The sequence below is a fragment of the Gammaproteobacteria bacterium genome (assembly GCA_029882975.1).
Lineage (GTDB): Bacteria > Pseudomonadota > Gammaproteobacteria > SZUA-152 > SZUA-152 > JAJDNG01.
Genome location: JAOUJW010000003.1, coordinates 175,967 through 201,596 on the forward strand (window position 1 = coordinate 175,967; position 25,630 = coordinate 201,596).

The following is a 25,630-nucleotide window of genomic DNA, read 5'->3' on the forward strand; positions in this document are numbered from 1 at the left end:
TATGCATAAAATCATAATTTTGAACGCAAAAGGCGGCAGTGGTAGAACCACGCTGGCCACAAATTTAGCCGCCTGTTTGGCCAATCGGGGGCGCTATCCTGCTTTGTTTGATTACGATCCGCAGGGTTCCGCATTAAGTTGGTTACATACCCGGCCCAAAGATGTACCACCTATACATGGGGTGGAGGCACACCGCAAAAAAGTCACAGTCACCCGCAGCTGGCAAATGCGCATGCCAAAAGACGTGGACTGCATTGTCATCGATACACCGGGCGGCCTCGCAGGTGCGCAGTTAGCGGACTACATCCGTCAAGCGGATACTATTATTATTCCGGTGTTACCGTCGCCCGTTGATGTCCATGTGGCAATTAATTTTATTAAAGAAATTACTACCTTAGGGAAAATAAAAACGCGTCGTTCCAGCGCGTCTTCCAATTTGACCCGCCTGGCGGTGGTTGGCAATAAAGTCCAGGACAATACCCGTGTCTATCGTGGATTGTGTACCTTTTTAGACGATCTGGATTTGCCCTTTCTTACCGCACTGGCGGACAGTCAGTACTATGTGCATTCCTTTGTTGAAGGTTTGGGGGTGCAGGAAATACGCGATACCCGGGTGCAAATGATCATTCAACAATGGCAGCCCCTGTTAGACTGGTTAGACGATGTGCCACAGCAGTTGAGTTCTGTGCCACTGTATAAAAACACCATGGACGTTATTATCTAATGGAATCCCTGCGTCTTGGGTGTTTATCTCAGGCTCATGATTTTCCAGTGTTTTTCTTCAGCGTAGCGTTGTAATTCAGGGTCCGGGTCAACTGCAATGGCATGGGTCACATGATCCAAGAGAGGAATGTCATTGTGGGAGTCGCTGTAAAACCAACTGTTATCCATCGACAGTTGGTTTTCCAATAGCCACTGTTGTAGGCGTTGTACTTTTCCTTCTTTAAAACAGGGGATTCCTTCTACCTTGCCGGTGTAACGACCGTCTTTGATTTGCGGATTGGTGGCTAACAGATGTTGTACCTGCAGCGCCGCTGCTATTGGCGCTGTAACGAAACGGTTGGTGGCAGTGATAATCAGCAGGGTATCACCATTTTCGCGGTGTGTTTGCAGCAACGACCGGGCTGCCGGCAACAGGATAGGTTGGATTTTTTTCACCATGAATTGACGGTGTAAACTGGTCAATGTGGGCATGTCGTGTTGTGACAGGGGTTTTAAGCTAAATTCCAGAAACTCATAAATATCCAAGGTGCCGTTTTTATAGGCCTCATAAAAACGCTGGTTTTCACTGTAAAAACTGTCGCCGACCAAACCTTGTTCCACTAGGAATTCGCCCCATAAATAGTCGCTATCCCCCCCAATCAAAGTGTTGTCCAGGTCGAAAATGGCAAGACTCACTATGGTTTCTCCTCGTGAAAACTCAGAATTTTTTTCGATTTAGTGCTAATATTTCTTGAAAGAATAATTATATGTTTTTGAATCAAAGAGATACGGATTTGCATTAAACCGTATGGCTGTGAAAAAATCCATATTATATAACAAATGGTTGATAATTCAGTGATTGATTGCGACGGATACAGATCAAATGTAGGGATAATTGTCAGCAACCAAGAAGGAAAGTTGCTGTGGGCACGCCGTATTGGTCAGGATTCCTGGCAGTTTCCCCAGGGGGGTATCAAGCGCCACGAATCGCCGCAGCAGGCTTTGTATCGGGAGCTTTGGGAAGAGGTGGGTTTGCAGCGCCGGCATGTCCATTTGTTGGGGTCTACCAAGGGGTGGTTACGGTATCGCCTGCCCAAATGGTTGATGCGCCACGACGAACAGCCCTTGTGCATTGGACAAAAACAAATTTGGTATTTATTGCGTTTGTGTGGCAGCGAGCACCACGTGCGCCTGGATGCGGCTGAGAGCCCCGAATTTGATGGATGGCGTTGGGTTGATTATTGGCATCCATTAAAAGAAGTGGTGTCCTTTAAGCGAGACGTTTATAAGAAAGCCTTATCGGAATTGGCTCCCTTGCTGAAACAACCCTTACAGGAATCCAACGCACCAATCCATGCCAACAAAATGCCTCAGCAATTCTGAGTGCTCACAACAATGCATATGGAGTTTTGATTGCGGACCACTGTTAGCAGCCCAGTACCGTATATCCTTAAAAACATTTTCCGGGAACCGTGGTTTTATAGTCCATGTTAGATACACTTCGTCGAATCGTGCAAGACGTGAACAATGCCAGAGATTTACAACAGGCTCTGGATATCATTGTTAATCGTGTAAAAAAAGCGATGGGTGTGGATTTATGCTCGGTTTATCTTACGGATCATGTGCACAAGCACTATGTGCTTATGGCAACCAATGGACTGAACCCTGACGCTGTCGGCGACGTGCGTCTGGAATTTGGGGAGGGCTTGACAGGACTGGTTGCGGCAAAAGAAGAGGTGCTGAATATTGCCGATGCAGCGGGTCATCCCAATTTTAAATACGTCCCCCAATCCGGAGAGGAGGTTTTCCATGCCTACCTGGGTGTTCCCATCATTCATCACAGAAAATTGCTGGGCGTCCTGGTGTTGCAGCGCCATCAGCGACAGAAATTTGATGAAGACATTGTCACTTTTTTAATCACAATTGCGGCACAACTTGCCGGAGCGATAGCCCATGCCGAAGCCAGTGGCGGCATTGATGGACTACAGAAAGGCTCCCTGCGTAGTGTAGAGCCCTACCAGGGGCATCCTGGGGCGCAGGGGGTGGGCGTGGGGGATGCCTTCGTCTTGTATTCTTCGGCCGAGTTGAGTGCTGTTCCTGATCGTAAGATTGACAACGTGGAGGATGAAATCCAAGTATTTCAAACCGCGTTGCAGGGGGTGCGCGAAGACATAGGGGAGCTCCTCAGCAGTTTGGTCGGCATTCTACCGGCTGAAGACCGGGCTTTGTTTGACGCTTATTTGCTCATGCTGGACAGCGATACCTTGATCAATGGAGTGGAACAGAGGATCCGGGAGGGGAATTGGGCCTCGGGCGCCTTGAGGGACACTATCAAAGAGCACATCCAGGTGTTCGATGAGATGGAAGACCCCTACCTGCGAGAGCGTAGCACCGACATACGCGATCTGGGACGACGCATCCTCACACGCCTGCAAAGTGGCGGCAGTCGCCGTCCCTTAAATTTGCCGGACCGGACTGTGTTAGTGGGTGAGGAAATAACCGCTTCCATGTTGGCGGAAATTCCCGTGGACCACATCACCGGTGTCGTTTCCGTGGCGGGTTCGCGCACTTCCCATGTCGCCATACTGGCCCGTGCCATGGGGATTCCGGCCGTCATGGGGGTGGATCTACCGGTCAGTCGCATCGATGGTAAACGTGTGGTGGTAGATGGTTACAGTGGGCAGGTGTATGTAGAGCCTACCCGAGCCATTTGTGATGAATTTCAGCGCCTGGCCCAGGAAGAAAAAGAGCTGTCGGCAGATCTGGCAGCGTTGCAGGAATTGCCTTCGGTCACACCGGACGGTGTGCACGTGCCCTTGCATGTCAACAGCGGTCTACTGGCGGATATTGTGCCCACCGAATTTGTGGGAGCTGAGGGAATCGGTTTATATCGCACAGAATTTCCATTCATGGTGAGAGATCGTTTTCCCGGTGAGGAGGAACAATATCTCATTTATCGCGAACTGCTTAAGTCCTTCGAGATGGGACCGGTAACCATACGCACTCTGGATGTGGGGGGGGATAAAGCTTTACCCTATTTCCCAATTACCGAAGATAATCCCTTTCTGGGTTGGCGGGGGATTCGGATTTCGTTGGATCATCCGGAAATTTTCCTGGTGCAACTGCGTGCCATGCTACGGGCTAATGAATCACTGGACAATATGCAACTGTTGTTGCCGATGGTGAACAGCGTCGGTGAAGTTGACGATGCGTTGGCGCTATTGAAAAGGGCTTTTGAGGAGCTCAGAGAGACAAATGCCGGTATTAACATGCCCAAAGTAGGTGTCATGATAGAGGTGCCATCGGCGGTATATCAAGTCGAGTCTATTGCTCGGCGTGTGGACTTCCTTTCTGTTGGTACCAACGACTTGACCCAATATTTACTGGCGGTTGACCGCAACAACTCCCGGGTTGCGGAGTTATACGATTCCTTGCACCCAGCCGTGCTTCAGGCTTTGGTGCAAATCGTCAAAGGGTCGCATAGAGAGCACAAACCCGTATCCATATGCGGAGAGATGGCCGGTGACCCGGCCGCTGCGATTTTGCTCGTGGGTATGGGATATGACAGCTTAAGTATGAGTGTGGCCAACTTACCCAGAATCAAATGGGTGATCCGTAATTTTACCACCAGTCGGGCAAGGCGCCTGTTGAGTGAAGTGTTAGAGTTCGAGCATGCCTATCAGGTTCGCAATCACTTGAACGGGATCCTGGAGTCATCGGGATTGGGAGGCTTGGTGAGACCGGGCCGTTGATAGGGCCCGGTATCTGTCCTTGCTTTTGTTGCCTTGTGTCGAGCGGTTTCGTGCGTGGATTCACCGCTCGGTCCGGTTAGAACGTGGTTCCCACGGAAACGTAGGCCATATCTTCTCCTAAATCCGGGTCCAAACCGTGCGCCACACCGATACGTAAGTCCAGCAGGAACATGTAGCCTAATATAATTTCTGTATTCACTTCGAAACCGGTACCTTGTTTATAATCGGCCGCCTCGATGCTGTCGTTCCAGGCATCCCCGACATTGTAAAAAGCACGACCGTAAATATTGTGTATGCCGGTGGGAAAGATCAGTATGGAGTACATGCTCCCCCGTTCCATTGTGTAAATGGGAAATCTTACCTCCATTTCAAACAGGCTCATATGAGTTCCGGACAGCTCCGTAAGACCTTCTTTGTAACCTCGCAGGGCATAGCTGCGCCGATTAAACAGTTCGCGGCTGGAAGCAAATACGCTGTTAGCAGGTGACGCCATGGTATAACCATCATTTACACCGCCTAAGGAAAAGAGCTTGGGGGCATCGGTGCTGCTGGCGCCGGCTAAGCGCAAGGCCATGGCGGTGCGGTGACCTAAATCGAAATAGGCGCGTATATCCGCGGTATAGACTTGGCCCGTATGGTCACTGTCAAAAGTATCATAGTCTTCAGCGACCAAACGCCAACGCATACCTTCGCTGGGGCTGACGGCCCGGGGGTAGAATTTAGAAGAATTATACGTAATGGCAGCACCCGCCAGTTTTGATAAAGTTTCACCTTGTGGAGGAACAAAGGGATCCCGCCAGACATCTTTTTCCTTATCCTGCAATACTCCGAGATGCAGGGACAATTGTTGGTTGCGTTTTAATATAGGGTAAATCAATTCCGCGCTTAAGGTTTCTGATATGCGTGTGCGTATTGCTTCATCGTTACTGTTGAGAAAATACTTGGGTGTACGCAGAACGGATAATTTCAATGCTGGATTCCAGCGATCATAAATATAATCGAGATAGCCTTCGGAATATTTTTGTTTAAAATCGTAAGCATGGCTAAATTCGTAATAGTGGCGCTCCAATGGGTCTGTTCCCCAGGTGGTAATACCTACACCCGCATTGTCGGGAGTATAAAACAATATGGGAAACCACGAAGTAGGGGTTAAGCGTGTCAGACCGTTGTAATCACTAACTGCGGCGGTGTCAGGATTGTAGACGCTATTCGGTTCGGTATTGGCCAAGGCACTTTTTATGTGTTTTTTGGCAGGTTCTTGATAAGCGACAGGCGTAATGGCCTTGCTATCATCAATTTTGTAAATATCGTAGCCTTTGCCGCTGACCCCCATATAGACAATGCCCCGGCCTTCACCGTGCTGTACGGCCGCAAAAGCGCCCCCCAGGACATTACTCAACTGCTCCGTTTTACCGCTCAGCAGATCCAGTTTTCTTACATTGTAAACACCATCATAATCGGCGCAAAATATAATTGATTTGCCGTCATGCGTGAATTGTGGCTGAGCTTCAATGTCTGCGGTTTGAGTTAATTTCACCCAACGTTTTTCTGCTAAGGAGAAGGCTTCAAGATTCCATTGACTGTCGGGTCGCCAAACGGAAGCGACGATGGTTTTGCCGTCAGGAGACCAATCGGGTTGGGATACCACGACTTTGTCTTTACCACTCCATAGGGTGTCCAGATAATTGCCATTGGCATCGAGTAAATGGAGGGCTTTTTCACTGAGATGGTTATGTACTGCTACGATGCGGTCTCCCTGTGGGTTCCATGTGGCGTAAATATAACGCTTTTCCGAAGTCAGACGGGTCTGGCGCCCCGTTTCAATGTCGATGTGATGCAGGTCGGAAAAATAACTGGCGTTATTGAACAAGTCCAGTCGGGCCATAATGATTCCGGCCGTCGGATGCACGTCGTAGCGGTCGGTTTCAACTTCGGCTACCACCTGGGGCGTGGTGGAGTTGTGTTTGATTCGCATCAATTTTTGATGGCTTAAAAAATCATCTTGAACATAAAATATATCGCCGTTGGGCAGGCTGCGGGGTGCGCCCGTGTAGTAACCCGTTTGACTGAGTTGGGTGCCCGCGACCAAGCCTTGGGATTTAATGTGCTCCAGCTGGGGACGGAATTGTTTCTGCACGTAGGTTTCAAATTCAGGCCATAAGCGACCCAAAGACTTACCAAAGGTCTGTCCGGCATTTCGGTTAATAAAAAACGGTAATAGATTGTTGCTGTAGTTGTGAATCCATTCCCTGAGCTTTTCCTCGCCGTAGGTATCGCGAATAAAGTTCATAAAATAAACGCCATACAAATAGCGTGCTGTACCGGCGGGCCATGTCACCATGGGTTGGTTTACCTGAGTGATGGGTTTCACCCCGGTTTCCACTTCCATGCGCATCAACGCCTTGAATGAGTTGCTTTGGCCGCGGCCAATTCCTTTCTCTGTGTCGGTTTCAGTATAGGTGGCCAAACCCTCCAATACCCAGCTGGGTTGATAGGCATTAGGAAAGGCAGCGAGAAATGGACTAAACAGGCGACCGAAAATTTTACGGAATACTCCGGAAGCCCCGGTGGCTTTATCCATGTGCAAAATATGAGTGTATTCGTGGGTGATAAGCAATTCCAGCCAGTTGGAGTAATCGTCCAGTACACCCACATCGTCCGGAGGGCTCACAATAATATTCATGGTGTTTCGAGGTAAAGGGGTCGCCCAACCGTTGGTAAAGTCCATTCGGTCTGTCAATATCAACTCAGTTGGGCTGCTTGGGGTCCAGTCTAAAAATTGGCTCAGGCGCTGGTGCGCCCTTTCTGCTATGACAGCGGTTTCTTTGGCCAGAGCCTCTTCACCATCATGGTAGTGGATGTAAAAGTGAGGTGTATGCATGGTTTTCCAGCTAATTGTGGGGTCTTGGGAAACCGCGGCGATGGCTGTGTTACAACAAAGCGCTAATATCAAAGAAAATAGTGAAAAGCGAAAAAAGTTGGTACGCACTGTTTGCATAGGCAGTATTTGCATAGATAGAAAGTCCCGCTGTTATTTATGGCCTTGAACCATTGTAAACCATTTTTCTAAAAGTTGAGTTGCTAATCGAGAGTCCCAATTGTATCCATAACATAAAAATTTAGCCTCAGGCTCAAGTGTGAGTTTTGTGACCCGATACCTACTGTGAAATTTCATTACGTCCGCCGGGCGTGTCCTTAGTGAAGCAGTGCAGGGAGCGGTTGTTCATAAAATGATCAAATTGAATGTTTTTGTAGGTTTATTCCTTGTTTTCGGGCTAATTGCTCAGGTGGCACCACTGCAGGCCAAGCCCATGTCTCCGGTGCAAGTGAGCATATGGGCGGAGCAACCCGTAACACCGGGCGAACCGATTCAATTGGTCGTTAGTGCCCAAATGGAAGTTGATGCCGTTTCCGTCAATATGGATGTGCAGGTTCCGCCTGGAACTGTGACACACAGCGGTCCGCTGACATGGCAAGGCGGGCTGTCGAAAGGTCAGGAAAAACAGTTGCGCCTGTCCATGGCCTTACCGGTTAACGGGCAGGTGTTTGTCCGGGTTTCTGCTGTTGATTCCGTGACCCTACAACAGATGACTGCAGTGGCTGTATATCAGGCATCGACACCTATCCGAAAACTAGCTGATGATAACAGTCTTATGCAGCGAGGCCACAGGGTAACTGCAGCGGATGGTGATGTCATTCGAGAATTTTTCCTGGATTGACGCTTATGACGATCATGCGATTGCTGTTTGTTTTTGGTTTTCTACTACTCAGTGCTTGTGGTGAAGATGAGAAAACTTATACTCCGCTGTCGGTGGAAGGGCAGGTGCGCTATGAGGATAAGGAATACAGTTCCAACGGCTTTACCGGAGAACGTTTTCTAAAACCGGTGCGTTTCGCTCGGGTGGAACTGGTTTCCGGAAACGGCCGCGTCCTGGATCGAGCGGTAGCCGATGAGAACGGTTTTTACTCCTTGCGAGGCGGAGCGGAATATATGTATGTTCGGGTCTTGGCTTTTGCTGAAGCGCAGACCGGTTCCACAATAGAGGTTCGAAATCACTCGGGCGAACTATATGCCATGCGTCAATCGGTAGACAGTGCGGGGGGAGATCCGGTCAATCTGGATATGGATATTACTTCGGATCATCTTATCTCCGGGGCATTTAATATTCTGGATGTGTATCTCAATGCTACGGGATATATTTCCGGTCTTTCTACTCAACCCATGCCCCCTTTACGGGCTTTTTGGCAACCCCAATCCAACCGATACGGAACTTATTTTTGTTCTTCAAGTGTTCAAAGCAGTAACTGTCCTCAGGGCGCCGGTGTGTATTTGTTGGGGGGCTACCAAAGCGGTGGTGATACGGATGAGTACGACGATGATGTTTTATACCATGAGTTTGGACATTATTTAGAGTCTGCCTTAGGCATACTGCATTCACCTGGCGGTCGGCACTATATTTCTGAAAACGACAGCGATATCCGCCTGGCCTGGAGTGAGGGATTCGGAGGTTTTATGCCGGGAGCTGTAAAATCCTGGTTGCGTCAAAATGATTCCGATCGCCTATCGATTCCGCCAACGCTGGCGACATCTTATTTTATCGATACCTCCGGTTCCTATGCGGCGATCTCACTGGATATGGCAGCCCCGTCAACCATGTTTTGTTCCATGGGAAAAGACTGTTTTGTGTATTCCACCAGTGAAGTCTCGGTTGCCAAAATTCTCAACCAATTGGATGCTCAGTTCGGTTCCCGGTCCTGGTGGGATACGGTGGTGACCTATATGGCCGCAAATAACCGGGTGGCCACCCTGGAGACGTTCTGGGATGGCTGGATGCAACACCGGTTTCCCGGTAGTGATGAAATGGCCTTGGTGCAGGGAATTTTTCAGGATCGTCAAGTGTTCTATATAGATGACAGCTTTGAAAATGACAGCACGTTACCAGCAGCAAACACGGTGGTGGTGTGCGAACCGGAGCCTTGTACTACAGCGGTGCGGACTTTGTATGGAGTCAACGGTGAGGTAGATATGGATCTTTTTCGTTTCGATGCGGTAGCCGGATCCAGTTACACCGTTGAAACATTAGGGTTGAGCAACGGTGCCGATACTTTTATCCGTATTTTGGATGCAAATGGCAACCTCGTACTTGGCGCTTCAGGGGAACCGATGCAGAACAATGACCGTCCCGGTACCGTGTATTGTTACCCCTTTGACAGTCCGTGCCGGGTCCACAATGATGCGACTATGCTCTCATCCGTGCTCACGTTTCAACCGCTGCTGTCTGCGCCATATTGGGTGCAAATTAGTACGAATCCCAATCGCCCGGCAGCGGCCGGCCGTTACGGTTCTTACCAATTTAAAATTACCAGGAACTGAGTTAAACGAGCGATGGCGCCAGAGTTTTCCTAAACATCTTGGATTTTCTTTGGTAGTTGTACAGGCGTTTGCGTTCCACGGGTAGATCCGTAAGATCCATCGGTACAAATCCCCGTTCCTGGAACCAATGAGCGGTATGGGTGGATAGCACAAACAAAGTGGTTATGTTTTGTTGTGTGCATTGGTTTTGAATGTATTCCAGCAATTCATCCCCTAAACCCTGTTTGCGGTAGTTCGGGTGTACTGCAAAACAAGCCAGCTCCGCTGTGTTTTGTTCCGGGTATGGGTAGGCTGCTCCGCAGGCGATAATCATGCCGTCTTTTTCCGTTACATAAAACCGGCTTATTTCCATTTCAAGTTTCTCTCTGGATCGTCTCACCAGAATACCTTCTTGTTCCAGTGGTTCGATCAACTCCAATATGCCACTGACATCATCTATGGTTGCCTGACGTTTGCCTTGATACAGGTCGGAGTTGATCAAGGTGCCCACGCCATCACGGGTGAACAGCTCCTGTAATAGGACGCCATCAATACGCCGCTCCAGGATATGTGCTCTGGCTACGCCGTTGTTACAAACAAAAATAGCATCCCGTAACAGGTGTTGGGTCTCTTTGGGTTGCTGGTTCAGAAGCATCTGCGCTTCGGCGACCGACAATTCTTTTACAGCTTGTCCGTCTCGATACAAGCCCGATTCGGTTAGATAAATAAGCTTGTCCGCTTTTAAGCTTGCAGCGGTCGCTTTGGCCACGTCTTCGGCAAGCAAGTTGAATATCTCGCCGGTGGGCGAGTAGCCCACCGGGGATAAAAGGACGATGGCGCCAGCATCCAGGCGTTGTTGTATGGCATCGATGTCGATTTTTCGCACTTCGCCGGTATGTTGGAAATCGATGCCATCACGGATTCCATAGGGCTGAGCGGTAATAAAATTGCCTCCAGCCACTCTTAGTTTGGCGCCGGCCATGGGGGAATTGGCCAATCCCATGGATAGCAGCGATTCTATTTCCAGGCGAATACAGCCCACTGCTTCTTTAACGCAAAGTAAGGCTGTGCTGTCGGTGATTCGTGCGTCGCCTTCGTATTGGAATTCGGCGTCCATATTGTTTAGTTTTTGTTCAATTTGGGGTCGGGCGCCGTGGACCAGTACTAATTTGATGCCCAGACTGTTGAGCAGGGCGAAATCGTGGATCAAATGCGGGAAATTGTCTGCCGCTATGGTTTCACCGTTGAAGACAATAACAAAGGTTTTTCCTCGGAATTTATTAATGTAAGGTGCTGAATTTCGAAACAGCGTGATAAATTCCTGGTCACTGGTTTGGCTCATATCTGGGATCACTGGAAAAGTAAGTACTCTTGATTTTAGCTCGTAACGTATTGTTTGTGTAAAAAAAATATGGGATTTGGTGGAAATATTTAAAGTTTTCCCCGGGTCTGTGTCGCATCGAAAGTGGTGCTCGCTCCATGGTAATTCATTAAATTTTCTGCTAGTGTTGGCAAGATGTATTGTGTCAGCATTTCTTTACGCTGTCATGGGACATAATAGATGTAAATTAACGCAAATCTAATAACTAATATCTGGGGGGATATTAATTATGGAACGTAATGTTACTTTGCTGGTAAACGCCGCAGTAATCGTAGTTATTGCTATTTTACTGGTCATGAACGCTCAGTTCTAAGACTTATCGGTGTTGTCGGAAGCGGGCCATGGCCTGCTTCCGGTTCTAAAGGGCGGAAAAAATAAGGAAAAGCATTCACATTCTCCAGGGATCGGGACCCACCCCACAGCGGCTTTAACATTACGCCGGCGCCGGAATTGTCCGGGGAAACTCAAATAAAAACAGGTGGGTAGGCTAAAGCCTGACCGTATTGTCTGTCTCAGTGAATAAAGAGGTCGGAGTGAATTATTGGGGGAAAATAATCGGCGCGTTTTGCGGTTATTTGTTCGGCGCTGTGCTGGGGGCTGTGTTGGGCCTGATTATCGGGCACATCCTGGATAAGACCTTACGGGGCAAGCAGCCGTTAAAATTTATCCGCATTTCCACAGAGGAAATGGAACAAATCCAGCCGGAATTTATCACTGCCGTATTTTCCATTATGGGCTATATTTCCCGATGCATGACTCGCGACGAGGACGAAGAAGTTCAGATGGTCAAGCATCTGATGGATCGTATGAATTTGAGTATAGCGCGTCGAGGCGATGCCTTGCGTTTGTTTAATCAGGGCAAGCAAGACGATTTTCCATTACAAAATATTGTTGGCCAGTTTTATATTGCTTGTCGCCACGAACCCAGTTTGTTGGAAATGTTTGTGGAGGTACAATTATATGCCGCTTTTTATCAGGCGCGAATGACCCCGCTTGCCAAGCAGATCATACTGAATATTTGCTATCAGTTGGATTTCGCACATACGGATTACGATCGCATTGAGCAGTTGGTTAAGAAAGAGTATCAGCGTGTCCGTAAACAAAAGCATGCCGAGTCCGGCGGGGTAGGGTTGGAAAGTGCCTATGCCATTCTCAATACCACGCCCAGTGCCAGTGATGCGGAAATCAAAGCAGCTTATCGTCGCATGACCAGCAAGCACCACCCGGACAAATTGGTGGCCCAGGGTCTGCCGGATGAGATTTTGAAGATGTCAGAAGCCAAAACCCGTGAAATTCGGGCTGCCTATGAACGCATTCGTGAAGTTCGCCATTTTTGATTTTTCCTTCCTTTTGAGTATTACTCTACTGCATAGCGCGCCAGCCAGCTTCGAATATAGCTAAGTAAAATTCCCTCGGTGTTGTCGTAAGAACGTTTGGAGCCGGGAATAATCCGTTGGAAATAAGCCGGATGACGGGTTTTCTGGGTAATGGATTTGCGGGTTTGCGCCAGGATCAGTTGGTTTTTGGGCGTCAACGCTGCAACGATATCCAATACCGGAGTTTTTTTCGGTATTTCCACTGGGGTTTGGTCCGTTAAGGGGGCAAGGCTCACGCTGATGACTGCTCTGGGTTTTTGTGTCTCATAGGCCAAAGCTAATGTGGCTCCAGTGCCGTATCCCAGTAACACGATATTTTTTATTTCTTGGCTTTTGTAATACTCGATTGCGCTGTCAATGCGCTCTGCACAGTTTTTTTTCAATTGTTCGACATTTGCTGAAGTAATAGTGGTATTTGTAGGTAATTGTAGTGACAAGGTGCTCCAGCCGTGGTGCGGCAGTTGGGTGCGCAAGGGTTGTATCACTTGCGGCCATGCGGCGTGCGTCTGGTTGTCATGCAGAAGTATGATGCCTCCGCGTTGAGGGTGTTTTGAGCTGGGAATATAGAGGCTAAGAAACTCCGATGCGGCTGTTTTGAGCCAAAGTGCTTTTCCTGGAAGAGCCTGTGTGGCGACGGATTGTTCCAGGGTCCGACTTAAAGCGGCTTCGTCCAGGTGGTCTGCACCAGGGCATTGCAGGCTTGTAGTTGTCATGCTGACGCCCAAAAAGTAGGGTAAGAGTATTCTCATTGCCTGTATAAGATATTGAAATTAAAAGAAAGTATAGTTCAAAAAACCACTCTGAGTCGGCCTGATTCAATAAAGGCTGAAATATCCCCCATTATGTTGTAAAGTGCGCTGTTCTATTTACCGGTTAAGATTCCTGGCATACAGGAAGTGAATGTGAATAAAGGGGTTTTTCATGTCGGATTATTTAATTGCGCCTTCTATTTTATCAGCGGATTTTGCTCGTTTAGGGGAAGAGGTCACACATGTGCTTGAGTCTGGCGCGGATATTGTCCATTTCGATGTAATGGATAATCATTACGTGCCGAATCTCACCATCGGTCCACTGGTGTGTGAAGCATTGCGCAAGCACGGCGTTACGGCTCCTATCGATGTCCATTTAATGGTTAAGCCTGTGGATCGCATTATTCCCGATTTTGCAAAAGCGGGAGCCAGCTATATTACTTTTCACCCTGAAGGTTCAGAGCACGTCGACCGAAGTCTGCAATTGATTCGGGATTGTGGTTGCAAGTCCGGTTTGGTTTTCAATCCGGCAACTTCCCTGGAGCATTTGAAATATGTCATCGATAAAGTCGATATGGTGTTGTTGATGTCAGTCAACCCAGGTTTTGGCGGTCAGGCGTTTATTCCGGCTACCTTGGCCAAGTTGCGTGAGGCTCGCAAGATTATTGATGAAAGCGGTTACAATATTCGGCTGGAGATTGATGGTGGTGTAAAAGTGGACAATATTCGTGAGATCGCTGAAGCGGGCGCTGACACTTTTGTTGCCGGTTCTGCCATTTTCAATACAGAAGACTACAAGGCCACCATTGATGCAATGCGCGCTGAATTGGATCAGGTTTCCAAATAATCCTGACGCGCGTTCGATCAAATATAAAAAGAGTAGGGTGTCTGATGTTTAGTCCGGAAATGGTACTCATTGATGTAGACGGCACGTTGGTGGACAGCGTGCCGGACTTGGCATTTTGTGTTGATGAAATGATGCGGCAGTTGGACTTACCGGTTCGAGGGGAGTCTGCCGTGCGTAATTGGGTCGGGAACGGCGTGGAGCGGTTGGTTCGGAGAGCTCTGATCGGGCAGTTAGATGGTGAGCCTGATGATGCAGTATTCCATCGAGCGTACCCCGTGTTTTTGGAGTTGTATGCAGAGAATACCAGTAAGCGCAGTGTTTTGTATCCTGGTGTGAAACAGGGGCTGGACTATCTCAAGTCGCTGGGCGTGGCCCTTGGATGTGTCACCAACAAAGCGGAGCAGTTCACTCTGCCTTTGTTGCGCGATCTTGGTGTGCATGATGACTTCGGTGTTATTATCTGTGGGGATACGTTGGAGAAGAAAAAACCCGATCCCATGCCTTTGTTGCATGCAGCGCAACACTTTAATGTGTCCCCGCAACAATCGCTTATGATCGGCGACTCCCAAAGCGATGTGAAAGCCGCTCGAGCGGCCGGTTTTGCTATTATATGTATGAGTTATGGTTATAATCACGGTGAGGATATTCGGGATTATCATCCCGACGCGGTTATAGACTCCATGGAGCAGCTAAAGGATATTGTCCGTAGCGCAGGGTGAATCGCGACTCTATCCTTGTGAAAAATATTGTGCTAGTTTTAAGGCAATGCCGCATGGGTGTGCTGGATGCTGCGCGAATGTGGAATCGATAATTAATAAAGTTTAATGACGCCTCTTTCATCAGAGAAGAGCATCTAATTACGTTAGCGTTTACGCATGAGTCACACAGATAACATTGAAATACGAATAATGTGCTGGATTGGTCGATGGCGTGTTTAGCCTGAGCCGCTGCAGTGATTTCTCTATTTCAATTTTCGAGTGACTAAATATGGATAAACGACAATTCATCGAGTATGCCGAGCGGGGCTATAACCGTATTCCCCGGACCCGGGAAGTATTGGCGGATCTGGATACACCGCTAAGTACGTATCTAAAACTGGCTGATGGCCCCTATTCCTATTTGTTTGAATCCGTCCAGGGTGGTGAAAAGTGGGGGCGCTATTCCATCATTGGCTTACCTTGCTCCACCATTGTGAGTGTTCGTGGTCACGAGATTAGTGTGACTCACCAGGGGCGTTTGCTCGAAGAAGTTCGGGTAGAGGACCCTTTGCAGTGGGTGGAGCAGTTTCAACAGCGTTATCGTGCCCCGGATATGCCCGATTTACCGCTGTTTAGTGGCGGGTTGGTGGGGTATTTTGGTTATGATACGGTTCGGTATATAGAACCACGCTTGGCACATTGTCCCAATGAAGATACTTTGGGTACTCCGGATATTTTGCTTATGTTGTCGGAAGAAGTTGTGGTGTTCGACAATTTGAGCGGTAAAATTCGTATGGTGGTCTATTGTGATCCCAGTCAGGTTGATGCATTTGAGATGGCGGGAGAACGTTTGGATCAATTGACCATGCGGTTAAGTCAGGCCACCTGCTTGCCGCCCTCGGGGCGTGCTCAAACCGTTAACGAAACGGATTTTGTTTCCGGTTTCACCCGGCAAGGGTATGAGGATGCTGTAGGCAAGGCCAAGCAGTACATAATCGATGGTGATGTAATGCAGGTTGTCTTGTCGCAACGGTTGTCTATTCCTTTTTCCGCGCATCCTTTACATTTATATCGGGCATTGCGATTCACAAATCCATCACCTTATATGTATTATTTAAATGTGGGTGATTTTCACGTAGTGGGTTCTTCTCCGGAAATATTGACCCGTTTGGAAGACGGAGAGGTTACTGTCAGGCCTATTGCCGGTACACGGCCGCGAGGAGCTACCGAAGCAGAGGATATGGAATTAGAGCGGGATCTGTTGGCGGATCCTAAAGAGTGTGCAGAACATCTCATGTTGATTGATTTGGGGCGCAATGACGTGGGGCGTATTTCTCAGACCGGTACGGTCCGTCTAACGGAAAAAATGATTGTCGAACGTTATTCTCATGTCATGCATATCGTCTCTAATGTGATCGGTCGTGTAAAGAATGACGTCAGCGCAATGGATGTGTTGCGGGCCACATTTCCTGCTGGCACACTCAGCGGTGCCCCCAAGATTCGGGCGATGGAAATTATTGACGAACTGGAGCCGGTAAAGCGTGGGGTGTACTCCGGTGCCGTGGGGTATATCGGCTGGAATGGTAATATGGATACCGCTATTGCCATTAGGACCGCCGTTATCAAGGATGGCGTTTTGAGCATACAGGCCGGTGCCGGTATCGTCTATGATTCCATTCCCGAAAAAGAGTGGGAAGAAACCATGAATAAGGGAAGGGCTGTGTTCAAGGCCGTGGAACTGGTGGAAGCCGGATTGGATGATTTTCAGATGCAGGGCAAGGAGTCGTGATTATGTTGTTGATGATCGATAATTATGATTCTTTTACCTATAATCTAGTGCAGTATTTTGGTGAGCTAAACGCCCGGGTGGAAGTGTTTCGCAACGATCAAATTACTCCGGAGCAAATTGCGCAACTACATCCGGAGCGGATTGTGATTTCTCCGGGGCCTTGCACGCCCAACGAAGCGGGTATTTCCGTCGAGGTCATTCGACAGTTCAGCGGTAAAGTACCTATTTTGGGGGTTTGCTTGGGGCATCAAAGCATTGGCCAGTGTTTTGGTGGTAAAATTGTCCATGCCGGTCAAATCATGCATGGTAAAACGTCGCAGATTTTTCACAAAGAGATCGGTGTGTTCAGTGGATTGCCCAACCCTTTTGAAGCCACTCGCTATCATTCCCTGGTGATAGAAAAAGATTCATTGCCGGATTGCCTGGAGGTGACGGCTTGGACTCAGACAGACACCGGTGATTTGGACGAAATTATGGGGGTTCGCCATAAAGAGTTGGATGTAGAGGGGGTGCAGTTTCATCCCGAATCCATTTTGACCCAATGTGGCCATGATTTGTTGCGCAACTTCCTGGCTCGCTAATACAATATTAAGGCCATTGGGATTTAATACTGGCTGAAAGTTACGCAGTGGCCGTTGGCGCGGTCTCGTGATTTAGGTAATGAGGAAATAAATTATGGAAATGCAAGCCGCTATTTCTTCGGTGATTGACCATCGTGACCTCACTTCGGCTGAGATGCAGTCAGTGATGCAGAAGATAATGACGGGTGAGGCAACACCGGCCCAAATCGGGGGATTCCTGGTGGGTTTGCGCATGAAAGGTGAGACTATAGACGAAGTGGCGGCAGCGGCAGCCGTTATGCGCGATTTGGCAGCAAAAGTCAGTGTCACCGGATCGCATGTGGTGGACACCTGTGGTACCGGGGGCGATGGTGCGCGGACCTTTAATATTTCCACTGCCAGTGCTTTTGTGGTCGCGGCAGCCGGGGGTAAAGTAGCTAAACACGGTAATCGTTCTATTTCCAGTAAATCCGGCAGTGCCGATGTGCTGGAGGCCGCCGGTGTCAATCTGGATCTAAGTCCTGAGCAGGTGGCGGCTTGTGTCGAAAAACTGGGAGTGGGGTTCATGTTTGCTCCCAAGCACCACAGTGCCATGAAGCACGCCATCGGCCCCCGGCGTGACATGGGCGTGCGGACCATTTTCAATGTTTTGGGGCCGCTTACCAATCCGGCGGATGCGCCAAATCAGGTGATTGGCGTCTACAGTAATAAATGGGTGGAGCCGTTGGCCAAAGTACTGGCGCGCCTGGGCAGTCGGCATGTTTTGGTGGTGCATTCCGAAGATGGTATGGATGAAATCAGTATCGGAGCTCCCACATTTGTCGCCGAGATGAAAGAAGGGAAAGTAAACACCTACATGGTGACCCCGGAACAGTTCGGAATCTCTCGTACCAACGTGTCGGATTTGTCTGTGGAGGACGCGGCGCAATCCTTGGTGATGATTCGTCAAGTCTTTGATAATACACCCGGTCCGGCTTCGGATATAGTTGCCATCAACGCCGGCGCGGCGCTCTACGTGAGCGGCTTGAGTACCACGCTTGAGGCTGGAGTTAAGCTGGCACAGGAAACCATCGCCAGCGGTGCTGCGCGTGATAAATTCGATGCTTTTGTTGACATGAGCCGGAGTTTTACCGGCTAGTGGCGGCTGGAAAATAGAGCAACCATGGCACAAACTCCGGATATCCTAAAAAAAATTTTGGCAAGCAAAATCCAATGGGTGGCCTCAAAGTCAGCGCAGGTCCCCATGGGACAGTTGCAACAACAAGTGGAATCTTGTGAGCCCTGCCGGGGGTTTGTCGCATCCATAGAGGCCGTCCAGCGGCGTGGTGAAGCGGCTGTGATTGCGGAAATCAAAAAAGCCTCACCCAGCAAAGGCGTGATTCGAGCCGACTTTCAGCCGCAACAAATTGCTCGTTCTTACGCCGAGGGTGGGGCGAGCTGTTTGTCTATCCTAACCGACGAGGAATTTTTCCAGGGCGCGGATTCCTATTTGCAACAGGTGCGACAAGTATGTCAGTTGCCGCTGTTACGTAAAGACTTCATGGTGGAACCCTACCAAATCCTCGAGTCCCGCGTGTTGGGGGCAGACTGTATTTTATTGATTGTCGCAGCACTGGATGATACCAAGCTCATGGAGTTGTTTAACTTGGCTACGGAATTGGGTATGGATGTTTTGGTGGAAGTTCATGACGCCGAGGAGTTGGAGCGGGCCCTGGCTCTGGATGCTCGTCTGGTGGGGATAAATAACCGTAATTTGCGTACTTTTGACGTGAGCCTCAACACCACGCTGGATTTGCTGGAGCGCATACCTGACAGCAAAATTGTGGTCACGGAGAGTGCCATACACACTCGCGAGGATGTGGCTTTAATGCGCCGGCATGGAGTGAATGCCTTTTTGGTGGGGGAGGCCTTTATGCGGGCGGAACAACCGGGGGAAAAACTGGCGCAATTGTTCGCCTGATTTTCCCCGTTTGAGTATACAAAATGATTAGCGGGTATTGAAAACCACTATGGTTTTACCGCTGGCAGATATAAGGGATTGTTCTTCAAGGCTTTTTAATACTCTGCCAACCATTTCCCGAGAACAACCTACAATTCGCCCCAGTTCTTGGCGGGTGATGCGAATTTGCATACCGTCAGGATGGGTCATTGCGTCCGGCTCTTTACACAATTCGATCAAGGTGCGTGCCACTCGCCCGGTGACATCCATAAAGGCCAGATCGCCCACTTTTTGGCTGGTACGGCGCAGTCGTAAGGCCATTTGTGCCGCCAGTTCAAATAGAATTTTGGGATCGCTTTCGGCCAGTTGACGGAAGCGGGCATAGCTGATTTCGGCCAATTCACATTGAGTGCGAGCTCGAACAAATGCGCTGCGGTTGGATTCTTTGCCAAATAAACCCATCTCTCCAAAAAAGTCACCGGCATTGAGGTAGGCGAGAACAATTTCATGGCCGGATTCATCTTCGATCAACACGGTAACGGAACCGTCAACGATGTAGTACAAAACGTCCGGGGTATCGCCGGCATAGATGATCAGGCTCTTGCCCGGGTAACGCCGCCGATGGCAGTGTTCCAGGAAATGCGTAATCGTTTTGTTTTCCTCTGGCGGCTTGATCGAACCGAGTCGATTGTTGCGAGCAACTTGAGTCACGGGCTTTACCTTCTTAAATGTCGTTGTGTGTCCATATCTATCGGCTTGGAACCCCAAACCTTTTGTGGAATGGGAAAATTACCCAAATCCTGCTTTAGGCTAAGCAAATTTAATGCCCGAAACCTGAAAAAAAGCAGGTTTACTGATTTTGGGCTGAAAAAATTAACATAAAACTCATCTTTGCCTGTGTTTTTATGATAGTCTTAGGCGCTTTTAAAAATGCCGCTACAGGGGTAAGAGTCAGTGGTGATGAAAGCACGGGTTAAATGGGTCCAAGACGCTGAATTTGATGGGGAATCCGGGAGCGGTCACCACATCACTATGGATGGTCCGGCGGATTTTGGCGGGCAAAACAAAGGGGTGCGCCCCATGGAAATGTTGCTGCTGGGCCTGGGCGGTTGCACTGCTTTTGATGTGGTTCTGATATTGAAAAAAGCCCGCCAACCGGTGGACGATTGCGTGGTTGAGATCGAAGCGCAGCGAGCGGAAACCGATCCGAAAATTTTTACCCGTATTCATGTGCACTTCATCGTAGCCGGAAAGGGGTTAAGCGAAAAGCATGTCAGCCGAGCCATCAGTTTATCGGCAGAAAAGTATTGTTCTGCATCCATTATGCTGGGCAAGGTGGCTCAAATAAGCCATGATTTTAAAATAGTTGAAGTTTTGGAGTAGTAAGTGCAACGACCCAATGCGACAGCCGGATTGCGGCACGTGGCCTTAAATGTGGTCAATCTGGAAGCGAGCGAAAAATTTTATGTCGAGTTGCTGGGTATGACAGTAGAGTGGCGGCCGGATCCGGATAATGTGTATTTGACTTCGGGTAATGATAACCTGGCGCTGCATCGCGCATCGGCGTCCATCGAAGGTGGTCAATCATTAGACCATATTGGATTTATACTGAACCATGCGGAGCAGGTGGATCAGTGGCACGATTTTCTAAAACACCATGATGTCGTGATTAAAGCAGCTCCCCGGACCCACCGTGATGGTGCCAGAAGTTTTTACTGCCAGGACCCGGATGGGGTAACGGTGCAAATGATTTACCATCCACCCTTGGTGGGTAGCTGATTCCACATAGACAAAGAGATTACGCGGTTGAATACATCTGACAAGCTGAAACTCAAAGATTTCAATAACCTGACCAAGGTGTTGAGTTTTAATATATACGATATTTGCTACACTCGGACCGAAGAACAGAGACAAAGCTATATCGAATATATTGACGAGGCCTACAATGCCGAACGCTTGACCAATATACTCAAAGACGTCACTCAAATCATTGGTGCGAATATTTTGAATATTGCCCGTCAGGACTATGATCCTCAGGGGGCCAGTGTCACCATGCTCATAAGTGAAGAAGCCATCGATAGTGCTAATGTCTCCAACACGGAAGCGCCAGGGCCGCTGGGTGATGCCATTGTGGCGCATTTGGACAAAAGTCATTTGACGGTTCACACTTACCCTGAAAGTCATCCCCATAACGGTATTAGTACTTTTAGAGCGGATATTGATGTATCGACCTGTGGCCGGGTGTCGCCATTAAAAGCGTTAAATTACCTGATCCATTGTTTCGATTCTGATGTGGTGACCATGGACTATCGGGTGCGTGGATTTACTCGTGATATTTTCGGTAATAAGCACTACATTGATCACGATATCAATTCTATCCAGAACTTCATTGCTCAAGATACTAAAGAACGTTATCAGATGATCGATGTGAATGTGTATCAGGAGAATATATTTCATACCAAAATGATGCTGAATGATTTTAATTTAGACAATTATTTGTTCGGTATTGATCCAGGTGATTTAAGTGATACGGAGCGCGAGGAAGCCACTGGTCGTGTCGGCCGGGAAATGTTGGAAATATTTTACGGTCGCAATGTGAAGTCTGCGGAATGAGGCGTTAGTTTCACGGTTACAGCCAAAACGCGCTTTTGGTCATAATTTTAGAAGTCAGTCCCATTAAGCGTTTTATCGGTGTAGGGAGCTCGGCGCCTCCTGCTTTAACTGCTGTCGTGGCGTGATGCAGCTCATCTTCGCGCATTTGTTGCAATATGGCGCGGCTTCTAACATCTTCCCGGGGAAGCTGCTGCAAGTGATCGTCCAAGTGCCGTACCACTTGCCGTTCCGTTTCGGCTACAAATCCCAAGCTCCATTTATCGCCGGCCAGACCGGCAGCAGCACCGATGGCCACAGAGCCGGCATACCACAACGGATCCAGTAGACTGGTATGCGTACCCAGTTCATTGGCGCGGCTGCGACACCACTGTAAATGATCGTTTTCTTCAGCTGCAGCCTGTTCCATTTGCCGGCGGACCAGGGGCAGTTTTGCGGTGAGTGCTTGGCCTTGATACAGGCCTTGCGCGGCCACTTCGCCGGCGTGATTGATGCGCATCAATCGTCCTGCCAGGGTTTTTTGCTCCTCGCTGAGCTCCGTTTCCTCTTGATGTTGGGACGGATTCGCGCGGCCCGTAACGGCAGGGTTACCGGATAGAGTTCGTAATCCTGTGTCCACATTGTGGATCAATTGATCCAAAAAGTTGTAATGCCGCCGGCTCATGGAGGCCACATTACTCCAATTTTTCAAGAAAAAAAACCACTTCTTGGCTATAATGGCGCCCCTGGCTGTTATTAGGAAGGAGCGCCATCGTGGCTTATTACCGGCATCACGTGTTTTTTTGTACCAATAAACGAGACGACGGCAGCGATTGTTGTCAAAATTTCAACGCTCAAGCGATGCGCGACTACGCCAAGCAACGCAGCAAAGAACTGGGTATTGCCGGGCAACAGGGTAAGGTACGTATTAACAGTGCCGGTTGCTTGAACCGTTGCGCAGAAGGGCCGGTGATTGCCGTGTATCCTGATGATGTCTGGTATACCTATGTAGACAAGGAAGACATCGACGAGATTATTGAAGAACATTTGTGTAATGGACGTGTGGTTCAGCGCCTGACCCTTTAGAAAACTGAACACAACGAGTAAACCGATAATTATGTCTGATTTTAATGAAAGCCGCGGTGCCCAACTACATTTGTACGACGGCTTGGAAGATGCCCCCTGTACCGGTGAGAACTTTCTGATTCAAGGTCCTGCCGGCGTTTTGGAAGCATTGATGTCCCAGCCGGCCAATCCAGGGGAGGTTGAGGCTGTAGCTGTGATTTGCCATCCGCATCCCCTGCATGGCGGCAGTATGGCCAATAAAGTGGTGCACATTGTCTCCAACGCCCTGAATGATCTGGGGGTGCCCACTCTGCGTTTTAATTTTCGCGGCGTGGGGCATTCCCAGGGACGCTTCGATCGGGGTCAGGGAGAGGTGGAAGATCTGGAGGCCGTGTGCGACTGGCTGCGTAGCCGTTATCCGCAGGCGCAGTTATGGTTGGCGGGGTTTTCCTTTGGTGCTTTTGTGGCGTTTAATGGGTACCGGGATGTGGGGGCCGAGCGTTTGTTGCTCATCGCGCCGCCCGTGACCTTGTTTGATTTTCCGGAAAATCCGGTGGAAATTCCCTGGTTGGTGATCCAGGGTGGTAAGGATGATGTGATTGCGCCGGAAAAAGTCTCTGCCTGGGTGCAGCAGCAGCGGCCGCGGCCTAACTACCAATGGTTTGCGGATGCGGATCACTTCTTTCACGGTCGTCTGAATCAGGTACGTGAAGCCGTAAAGCAGCAGTGGTCTTGAATCTTTTTGTAAGTCAAGGGTTTAGTTGAAACTCCGGCGTGAGTCCGGGTTCTGGTAAGTGAAAACATCTTGACTTTCGAACGGTTCGGTTCTAGTATTCTGCGCCTTTTCAACAAGATTCTTTTTGGAGTTGATTCGCCATGAAAACATTCAGCGCAAAGCCTGCTGAAGTCAAACGGGACTGGTATGTCGTGGATGCCTCCGGCAAAACCCTGGGCCGCCTGGCTACGGAAATTGCCCTTCGCTTGCGCGGTAAGCACAAGCCCGAATATACCCCGCACGTCGATACAGGAGACTATATCGTCGTTGTTAACGCCGACAAGGTGACCGTAACCGGGCGTAAAACCACAGACAAAATGTACTATCGTCATACCGGTTTTCCGGGCGGTATCAAATCCATGAGTTTTGATAAGATGCTGCAACGCTCACCCGAGAGCATTATTCAAATTGCCGTAAAAGGCATGTTGCCCAAGAATCCTTTAGGGCGGGCTATGTACAGAAAGTTAAAGGTCTACGCCGGTGCACAGCACGATCATGCGGCACAGCAACCTAAAACTCTGGAAATCTAAAAACTTTGGAAATCTAACCGTAACACTGGAATTTGGCAGATCATGGCACAAACACAATATTATGCAACCGGCCGTCGTAAAAGTTCTTCGGCTCGAGTCTTTATCAGCGCCGGCAACGGCAATATCACCGTGAACAAACGGCCCCTGGACCAGTATTTCGGCCGCGAAACTTCACGCATGGTGGTGCGCCAACCTTTGGAATTGGTGGATTTGCTGGAAAAATTTGATATCAAGGTCAGTGTCAAAGGCGGTGGTAACAACGGCCAAGCCGGCGCTATTCGTCATGGTATTGCCCGAGCGTTGATCGAGTATGACGAAACCTTGCGTTCACCGCTGCGTCGGGCCGGTTTGGTCACTCGTGACGCTCGATGCGTGGAACGTAAAAAAGTGGGTTTGCACAAAGCTCGCAAGCGTCCGCAATACTCCAAACGATAACTGCGATTTACTGGAAAGGAATTCACCGCTTTCGCGGCGAATTCCTTTTCTTGCCTTTCTTTTCAAGCCTCGGTTTTCCCCTGGGGGATCGTCTAGCGGCAGGACTGCGGACTCTGACTCCGCCAACCTAGGTTCGAATCCTAGTCCCCCAGCCATTTTGGTGAATATTTCCCTTAAAGCCACACCGGGGTTTTGCTTATAATCCTCTGACTTTGTATGAAGCAAACAAAATGGTTAAATTATAACCATTTCGGGATTATAATAAAAAAAGATATGGTATACTCCATTCGTGATTTTGGGTTTCAATTAGGGCGCTGTTCCGGGGTGGTCTTATGTACGGAATGATTTTTGAGTTTATGCGTGGCTATGTGCAGGAGCGCCATGGAGGCAAACCGGCGTGGCGAACCTTGCTCAAGGCAACCGGCAGAGACAATCAAATTTACTTCCCCAGTGTGGACTATCCGGACCGTGAATTGGTGGAGTTGGCGGTCACTGCTGCCAAAACCTTCCGCTTGCCCACATCGCAGTTGCTCGAGGATTTCGGTGCGTACATGGCGCCGCGCCTGCTGGATTTCTACAAGATGTACATTGATGGTAAATCCTGGCGCAGTCTGGAACTGCTGGAAAACGCCGGTGGCTGTATTCGCGCTGTGGAGCGCCACAATCCCAATCGCAAACCACCTCGAATTCTCACCCAACGCCTATCACTGGATAAGTTAGTGCTCCAGTACCAATCACGACGTAAATTGTGCTACGTAGCCAAGGGAGTGGTGCGAGGTTTGGGGGAGCATTTTCAAGAAAAAATCACCATTGTAGAAACCCAGTGTATGCTCAAAGGCGCTGACAGCTGCGTCATGACCTTGGAACGGGAAGTCAGTGTCCGCAGTATGCTGGACAAAGATATCCGCACCCTGGCGCGAGAGCTGGGGATTGACGGGATATAAAACCTGTTTCTCCCCTCGCTTTTCTTCATTTCACAGTTTTTCGCCTTACTTCTTAACTATCCGACCTTGGCCGTCGATCAGGGATGCGGTGGTGTCGTAATTAGTGGTCAAAAAATAATCTATAAGGTGATTTGTGTCTCATTTTT

The 25,630-nt window shown here is 49.1% G+C and carries 26 protein-coding genes and 1 tRNA gene; 21 read left to right on the top strand and 6 right to left on the bottom strand.

Translation table 11 applies throughout. From position 1 onward, the window contains the following. Position 1: 1 nt before the first annotated feature. Entirely contained in the window at positions 2–724 is a 723-nt protein-coding gene (locus tag OEY58_03755; GenBank protein ID MDH5324557.1) for a ParA family protein, read from the top strand. Between the two features lie 23 nt (positions 725–747). On the opposite strand, the gene OEY58_03760 is transcribed toward OEY58_03755, so the two are convergent. After that, positions 748–1,398, bottom strand: coding sequence for an HAD-IB family hydrolase (locus OEY58_03760; protein ID MDH5324558.1), 651 nt, complete (start codon positions 1,396–1,398; stop codon positions 748–750). Positions 1,399–1,557: 159 nt separating this feature from the next. Here OEY58_03760 and OEY58_03765 point away from each other — a divergent pair, with 159 nt between their 5' ends. After that, positions 1,558–2,085, top strand: a complete 528-nt coding sequence (locus OEY58_03765) for an RNA pyrophosphohydrolase (protein ID MDH5324559.1) — start codon at positions 1,558–1,560, stop codon at positions 2,083–2,085. A gap of 104 nt (positions 2,086–2,189) precedes the next feature. After that, positions 2,190–4,454, top strand: a complete 2,265-nt coding sequence (gene ptsP / locus OEY58_03770; GenBank protein ID MDH5324560.1) for a phosphoenolpyruvate--protein phosphotransferase — start codon at positions 2,190–2,192, stop codon at positions 4,452–4,454. 76 nt (positions 4,455–4,530) lie between these two features. Here ptsP and OEY58_03775 read toward each other — a convergent pair whose 3' ends face one another. Then, the gene (locus OEY58_03775) at positions 4,531–7,467 is read right to left on the bottom strand and encodes a hypothetical protein (GenBank protein MDH5324561.1); all 2,937 of its coding nucleotides are present in this window, start codon (positions 7,465–7,467) and stop codon (positions 4,531–4,533) included. 217 nt (positions 7,468–7,684) lie between these two features. Here OEY58_03775 and OEY58_03780 point away from each other — a divergent pair, with 217 nt between their 5' ends. Then, positions 7,685–8,173, top strand: a complete 489-nt coding sequence (locus OEY58_03780) for a hypothetical protein (GenBank protein MDH5324562.1) — start codon at positions 7,685–7,687, stop codon at positions 8,171–8,173. 5 nt (positions 8,174–8,178) lie between these two features. Further along, positions 8,179–9,828, top strand: a complete 1,650-nt coding sequence (locus OEY58_03785) for a hypothetical protein (protein MDH5324563.1) — start codon at positions 8,179–8,181, stop codon at positions 9,826–9,828. Between the two features lies 1 nt (position 9,829). Here the strand turns inward: OEY58_03785 and argA are convergent, their stop codons facing one another. Next, complete coding sequence (argA, locus tag OEY58_03790; GenBank protein ID MDH5324564.1) at positions 9,830–11,149, bottom strand: amino-acid N-acetyltransferase; 1,320 nt, start codon at positions 11,147–11,149, stop codon at positions 9,830–9,832. A gap of 572 nt (positions 11,150–11,721) precedes the next feature. Here argA and djlA point away from each other — a divergent pair. Then, positions 11,722–12,525 (top strand): co-chaperone DjlA, encoded by an 804-nt coding sequence (djlA, locus tag OEY58_03795; GenBank protein MDH5324565.1) that lies wholly within the window; start codon positions 11,722–11,724, stop codon positions 12,523–12,525. A gap of 20 nt (positions 12,526–12,545) precedes the next feature. Here the strand turns inward: djlA and OEY58_03800 are convergent, their stop codons facing one another. Next, positions 12,546–13,277: an alpha/beta hydrolase family protein gene (locus OEY58_03800; GenBank protein ID MDH5324566.1), complete on the bottom strand. Its 732-nt coding sequence runs from the start codon at positions 13,275–13,277 to the stop codon at positions 12,546–12,548. 208 nt (positions 13,278–13,485) lie between these two features. On the opposite strand from OEY58_03800, the gene rpe reads away from it, so the two are divergent. From rpe to trpC, 6 genes are all read left to right on the top strand, one after another. Then, entirely contained in the window at positions 13,486–14,160 is a 675-nt protein-coding gene (rpe, locus tag OEY58_03805; GenBank protein MDH5324567.1) for a ribulose-phosphate 3-epimerase, read from the top strand. A 44-nt stretch (positions 14,161–14,204) separates the two neighbouring features. Beyond that, positions 14,205–14,879, top strand: a complete 675-nt coding sequence (locus OEY58_03810) for a phosphoglycolate phosphatase (protein ID MDH5324568.1) — start codon at positions 14,205–14,207, stop codon at positions 14,877–14,879. Between the two features lie 268 nt (positions 14,880–15,147). After that, entirely contained in the window at positions 15,148–16,647 is a 1,500-nt protein-coding gene (trpE, locus tag OEY58_03815) for an anthranilate synthase component I (GenBank protein ID MDH5324569.1), read from the top strand. Positions 16,648–16,649: 2 nt separating this feature from the next. Further along, positions 16,650–17,228: an aminodeoxychorismate/anthranilate synthase component II gene (locus OEY58_03820; GenBank protein MDH5324570.1), complete on the top strand. Its 579-nt coding sequence runs from the start codon at positions 16,650–16,652 to the stop codon at positions 17,226–17,228. A gap of 94 nt (positions 17,229–17,322) precedes the next feature. After that, on the top strand, positions 17,323–18,345 hold the full coding sequence (gene trpD, locus OEY58_03825) for an anthranilate phosphoribosyltransferase (GenBank protein ID MDH5324571.1): 1,023 nt from the start codon (positions 17,323–17,325) through the stop codon (positions 18,343–18,345). 24 nt (positions 18,346–18,369) lie between these two features. Continuing rightward, positions 18,370–19,167 (top strand): indole-3-glycerol phosphate synthase TrpC, encoded by a 798-nt coding sequence (gene trpC, locus OEY58_03830; protein MDH5324572.1) that lies wholly within the window; start codon positions 18,370–18,372, stop codon positions 19,165–19,167. A 27-nt stretch (positions 19,168–19,194) separates the two neighbouring features. On the opposite strand, the gene crp is transcribed toward trpC, so the two are convergent. After that, positions 19,195–19,821 (bottom strand): cAMP-activated global transcriptional regulator CRP, encoded by a 627-nt coding sequence (gene crp / locus OEY58_03835; protein ID MDH5324573.1) that lies wholly within the window; start codon positions 19,819–19,821, stop codon positions 19,195–19,197. 285 nt (positions 19,822–20,106) lie between these two features. On the opposite strand from crp, the gene OEY58_03840 reads away from it, so the two are divergent. Genes OEY58_03840 through speD form a run of 3 tightly spaced genes read left to right on the top strand, consistent with a single transcriptional unit; the run spans position 20,107 to position 21,759 of the window. Next, positions 20,107–20,529 (top strand): OsmC family protein, encoded by a 423-nt coding sequence (locus OEY58_03840; protein MDH5324574.1) that lies wholly within the window; start codon positions 20,107–20,109, stop codon positions 20,527–20,529. Positions 20,530–20,532: 3 nt separating this feature from the next. Further along, the gene (locus OEY58_03845; GenBank protein ID MDH5324575.1) at positions 20,533–20,925 is read left to right on the top strand and encodes a VOC family protein; all 393 of its coding nucleotides are present in this window, start codon (positions 20,533–20,535) and stop codon (positions 20,923–20,925) included. 27 nt (positions 20,926–20,952) lie between these two features. Next, positions 20,953–21,759: an adenosylmethionine decarboxylase gene (speD, locus tag OEY58_03850; GenBank protein MDH5324576.1), complete on the top strand. Its 807-nt coding sequence runs from the start codon at positions 20,953–20,955 to the stop codon at positions 21,757–21,759. Between the two features lie 16 nt (positions 21,760–21,775). Here the strand turns inward: speD and coq7 are convergent, their stop codons facing one another. After that, positions 21,776–22,420 carry a 2-polyprenyl-3-methyl-6-methoxy-1,4-benzoquinone monooxygenase gene (gene coq7 / locus OEY58_03855; GenBank protein ID MDH5324577.1) on the bottom strand — a complete coding sequence of 215 codons (645 nt, stop codon included), beginning with the start codon at positions 22,418–22,420 and terminating at the stop codon, positions 21,776–21,778. An 86-nt stretch (positions 22,421–22,506) separates the two neighbouring features. On the opposite strand from coq7, the gene OEY58_03860 reads away from it, so the two are divergent. From OEY58_03860 to OEY58_03885, 6 genes are all read left to right on the top strand, one after another. Beyond that, on the top strand, positions 22,507–22,821 hold the full coding sequence (locus OEY58_03860) for a (2Fe-2S) ferredoxin domain-containing protein (protein ID MDH5324578.1): 315 nt from the start codon (positions 22,507–22,509) through the stop codon (positions 22,819–22,821). A gap of 31 nt (positions 22,822–22,852) precedes the next feature. Continuing rightward, positions 22,853–23,536, top strand: a complete 684-nt coding sequence (locus OEY58_03865) for an alpha/beta fold hydrolase (GenBank protein ID MDH5324579.1) — start codon at positions 22,853–22,855, stop codon at positions 23,534–23,536. 140 nt (positions 23,537–23,676) lie between these two features. Continuing rightward, positions 23,677–24,105 (top strand): 50S ribosomal protein L13, encoded by a 429-nt coding sequence (rplM, locus tag OEY58_03870; protein ID MDH5324580.1) that lies wholly within the window; start codon positions 23,677–23,679, stop codon positions 24,103–24,105. A 42-nt stretch (positions 24,106–24,147) separates the two neighbouring features. Next, positions 24,148–24,540 (top strand): 30S ribosomal protein S9, encoded by a 393-nt coding sequence (gene rpsI, locus OEY58_03875; GenBank protein ID MDH5324581.1) that lies wholly within the window; start codon positions 24,148–24,150, stop codon positions 24,538–24,540. Positions 24,541–24,621: 81 nt separating this feature from the next. Continuing rightward, positions 24,622–24,695, top strand: a tRNA-Gln gene (locus OEY58_03880). A 177-nt stretch (positions 24,696–24,872) separates the two neighbouring features. After that, a complete protein-coding gene (locus OEY58_03885) occupies positions 24,873–25,484 on the top strand; it encodes a heme NO-binding domain-containing protein (GenBank protein ID MDH5324582.1) in 612 nt (203 codons plus the stop codon). The last annotated feature ends 146 nt before the right edge of the window (positions 25,485–25,630 follow it).

What these genes read in the sequence shown, in the direction of transcription:
- argA (MDH5324564.1), bottom strand. Translation starts at nt 11,149, where the DNA reads ATGAGCCAAACCAGTGACCAGGAATTTATCACGCTGTTTCGAAATTCA.
- OEY58_03840 (MDH5324574.1), top strand. Translation starts at nt 20,107, where the DNA reads ATGAAAGCACGGGTTAAATGGGTCCAAGACGCTGAATTTGATGGGGAA.
- trpE (MDH5324569.1), top strand. Translation starts at nt 15,148, where the DNA reads ATGGATAAACGACAATTCATCGAGTATGCCGAGCGGGGCTATAACCGT.
- trpC (MDH5324572.1), top strand. Translation starts at nt 18,370, where the DNA reads ATGGCACAAACTCCGGATATCCTAAAAAAAATTTTGGCAAGCAAAATC.
- OEY58_03755 (MDH5324557.1), top strand. Translation starts at nt 2, where the DNA reads ATGCATAAAATCATAATTTTGAACGCAAAAGGCGGCAGTGGTAGAACC.
- trpD (MDH5324571.1), top strand. Translation starts at nt 17,323, where the DNA reads ATGGAAATGCAAGCCGCTATTTCTTCGGTGATTGACCATCGTGACCTC.
- OEY58_03820 (MDH5324570.1), top strand. Translation starts at nt 16,650, where the DNA reads ATGTTGTTGATGATCGATAATTATGATTCTTTTACCTATAATCTAGTG.
- OEY58_03865 (MDH5324579.1), top strand. Translation starts at nt 22,853, where the DNA reads ATGTCTGATTTTAATGAAAGCCGCGGTGCCCAACTACATTTGTACGAC.
- OEY58_03885 (MDH5324582.1), top strand. Translation starts at nt 24,873, where the DNA reads ATGTACGGAATGATTTTTGAGTTTATGCGTGGCTATGTGCAGGAGCGC.
- rplM (MDH5324580.1), top strand. Translation starts at nt 23,677, where the DNA reads ATGAAAACATTCAGCGCAAAGCCTGCTGAAGTCAAACGGGACTGGTAT.
- coq7 (MDH5324577.1), bottom strand. Translation starts at nt 22,420, where the DNA reads ATGAGCCGGCGGCATTACAACTTTTTGGATCAATTGATCCACAATGTG.
- OEY58_03780 (MDH5324562.1), top strand. Translation starts at nt 7,685, where the DNA reads ATGATCAAATTGAATGTTTTTGTAGGTTTATTCCTTGTTTTCGGGCTA.
- OEY58_03810 (MDH5324568.1), top strand. Translation starts at nt 14,205, where the DNA reads ATGTTTAGTCCGGAAATGGTACTCATTGATGTAGACGGCACGTTGGTG.
- OEY58_03775 (MDH5324561.1), bottom strand. Translation starts at nt 7,467, where the DNA reads ATGCAAATACTGCCTATGCAAACAGTGCGTACCAACTTTTTTCGCTTT.
- OEY58_03785 (MDH5324563.1), top strand. Translation starts at nt 8,179, where the DNA reads ATGACGATCATGCGATTGCTGTTTGTTTTTGGTTTTCTACTACTCAGT.
- OEY58_03800 (MDH5324566.1), bottom strand. Translation starts at nt 13,277, where the DNA reads ATGACAACTACAAGCCTGCAATGCCCTGGTGCAGACCACCTGGACGAA.
- ptsP (MDH5324560.1), top strand. Translation starts at nt 2,190, where the DNA reads ATGTTAGATACACTTCGTCGAATCGTGCAAGACGTGAACAATGCCAGA.
- rpsI (MDH5324581.1), top strand. Translation starts at nt 24,148, where the DNA reads ATGGCACAAACACAATATTATGCAACCGGCCGTCGTAAAAGTTCTTCG.
- rpe (MDH5324567.1), top strand. Translation starts at nt 13,486, where the DNA reads ATGTCGGATTATTTAATTGCGCCTTCTATTTTATCAGCGGATTTTGCT.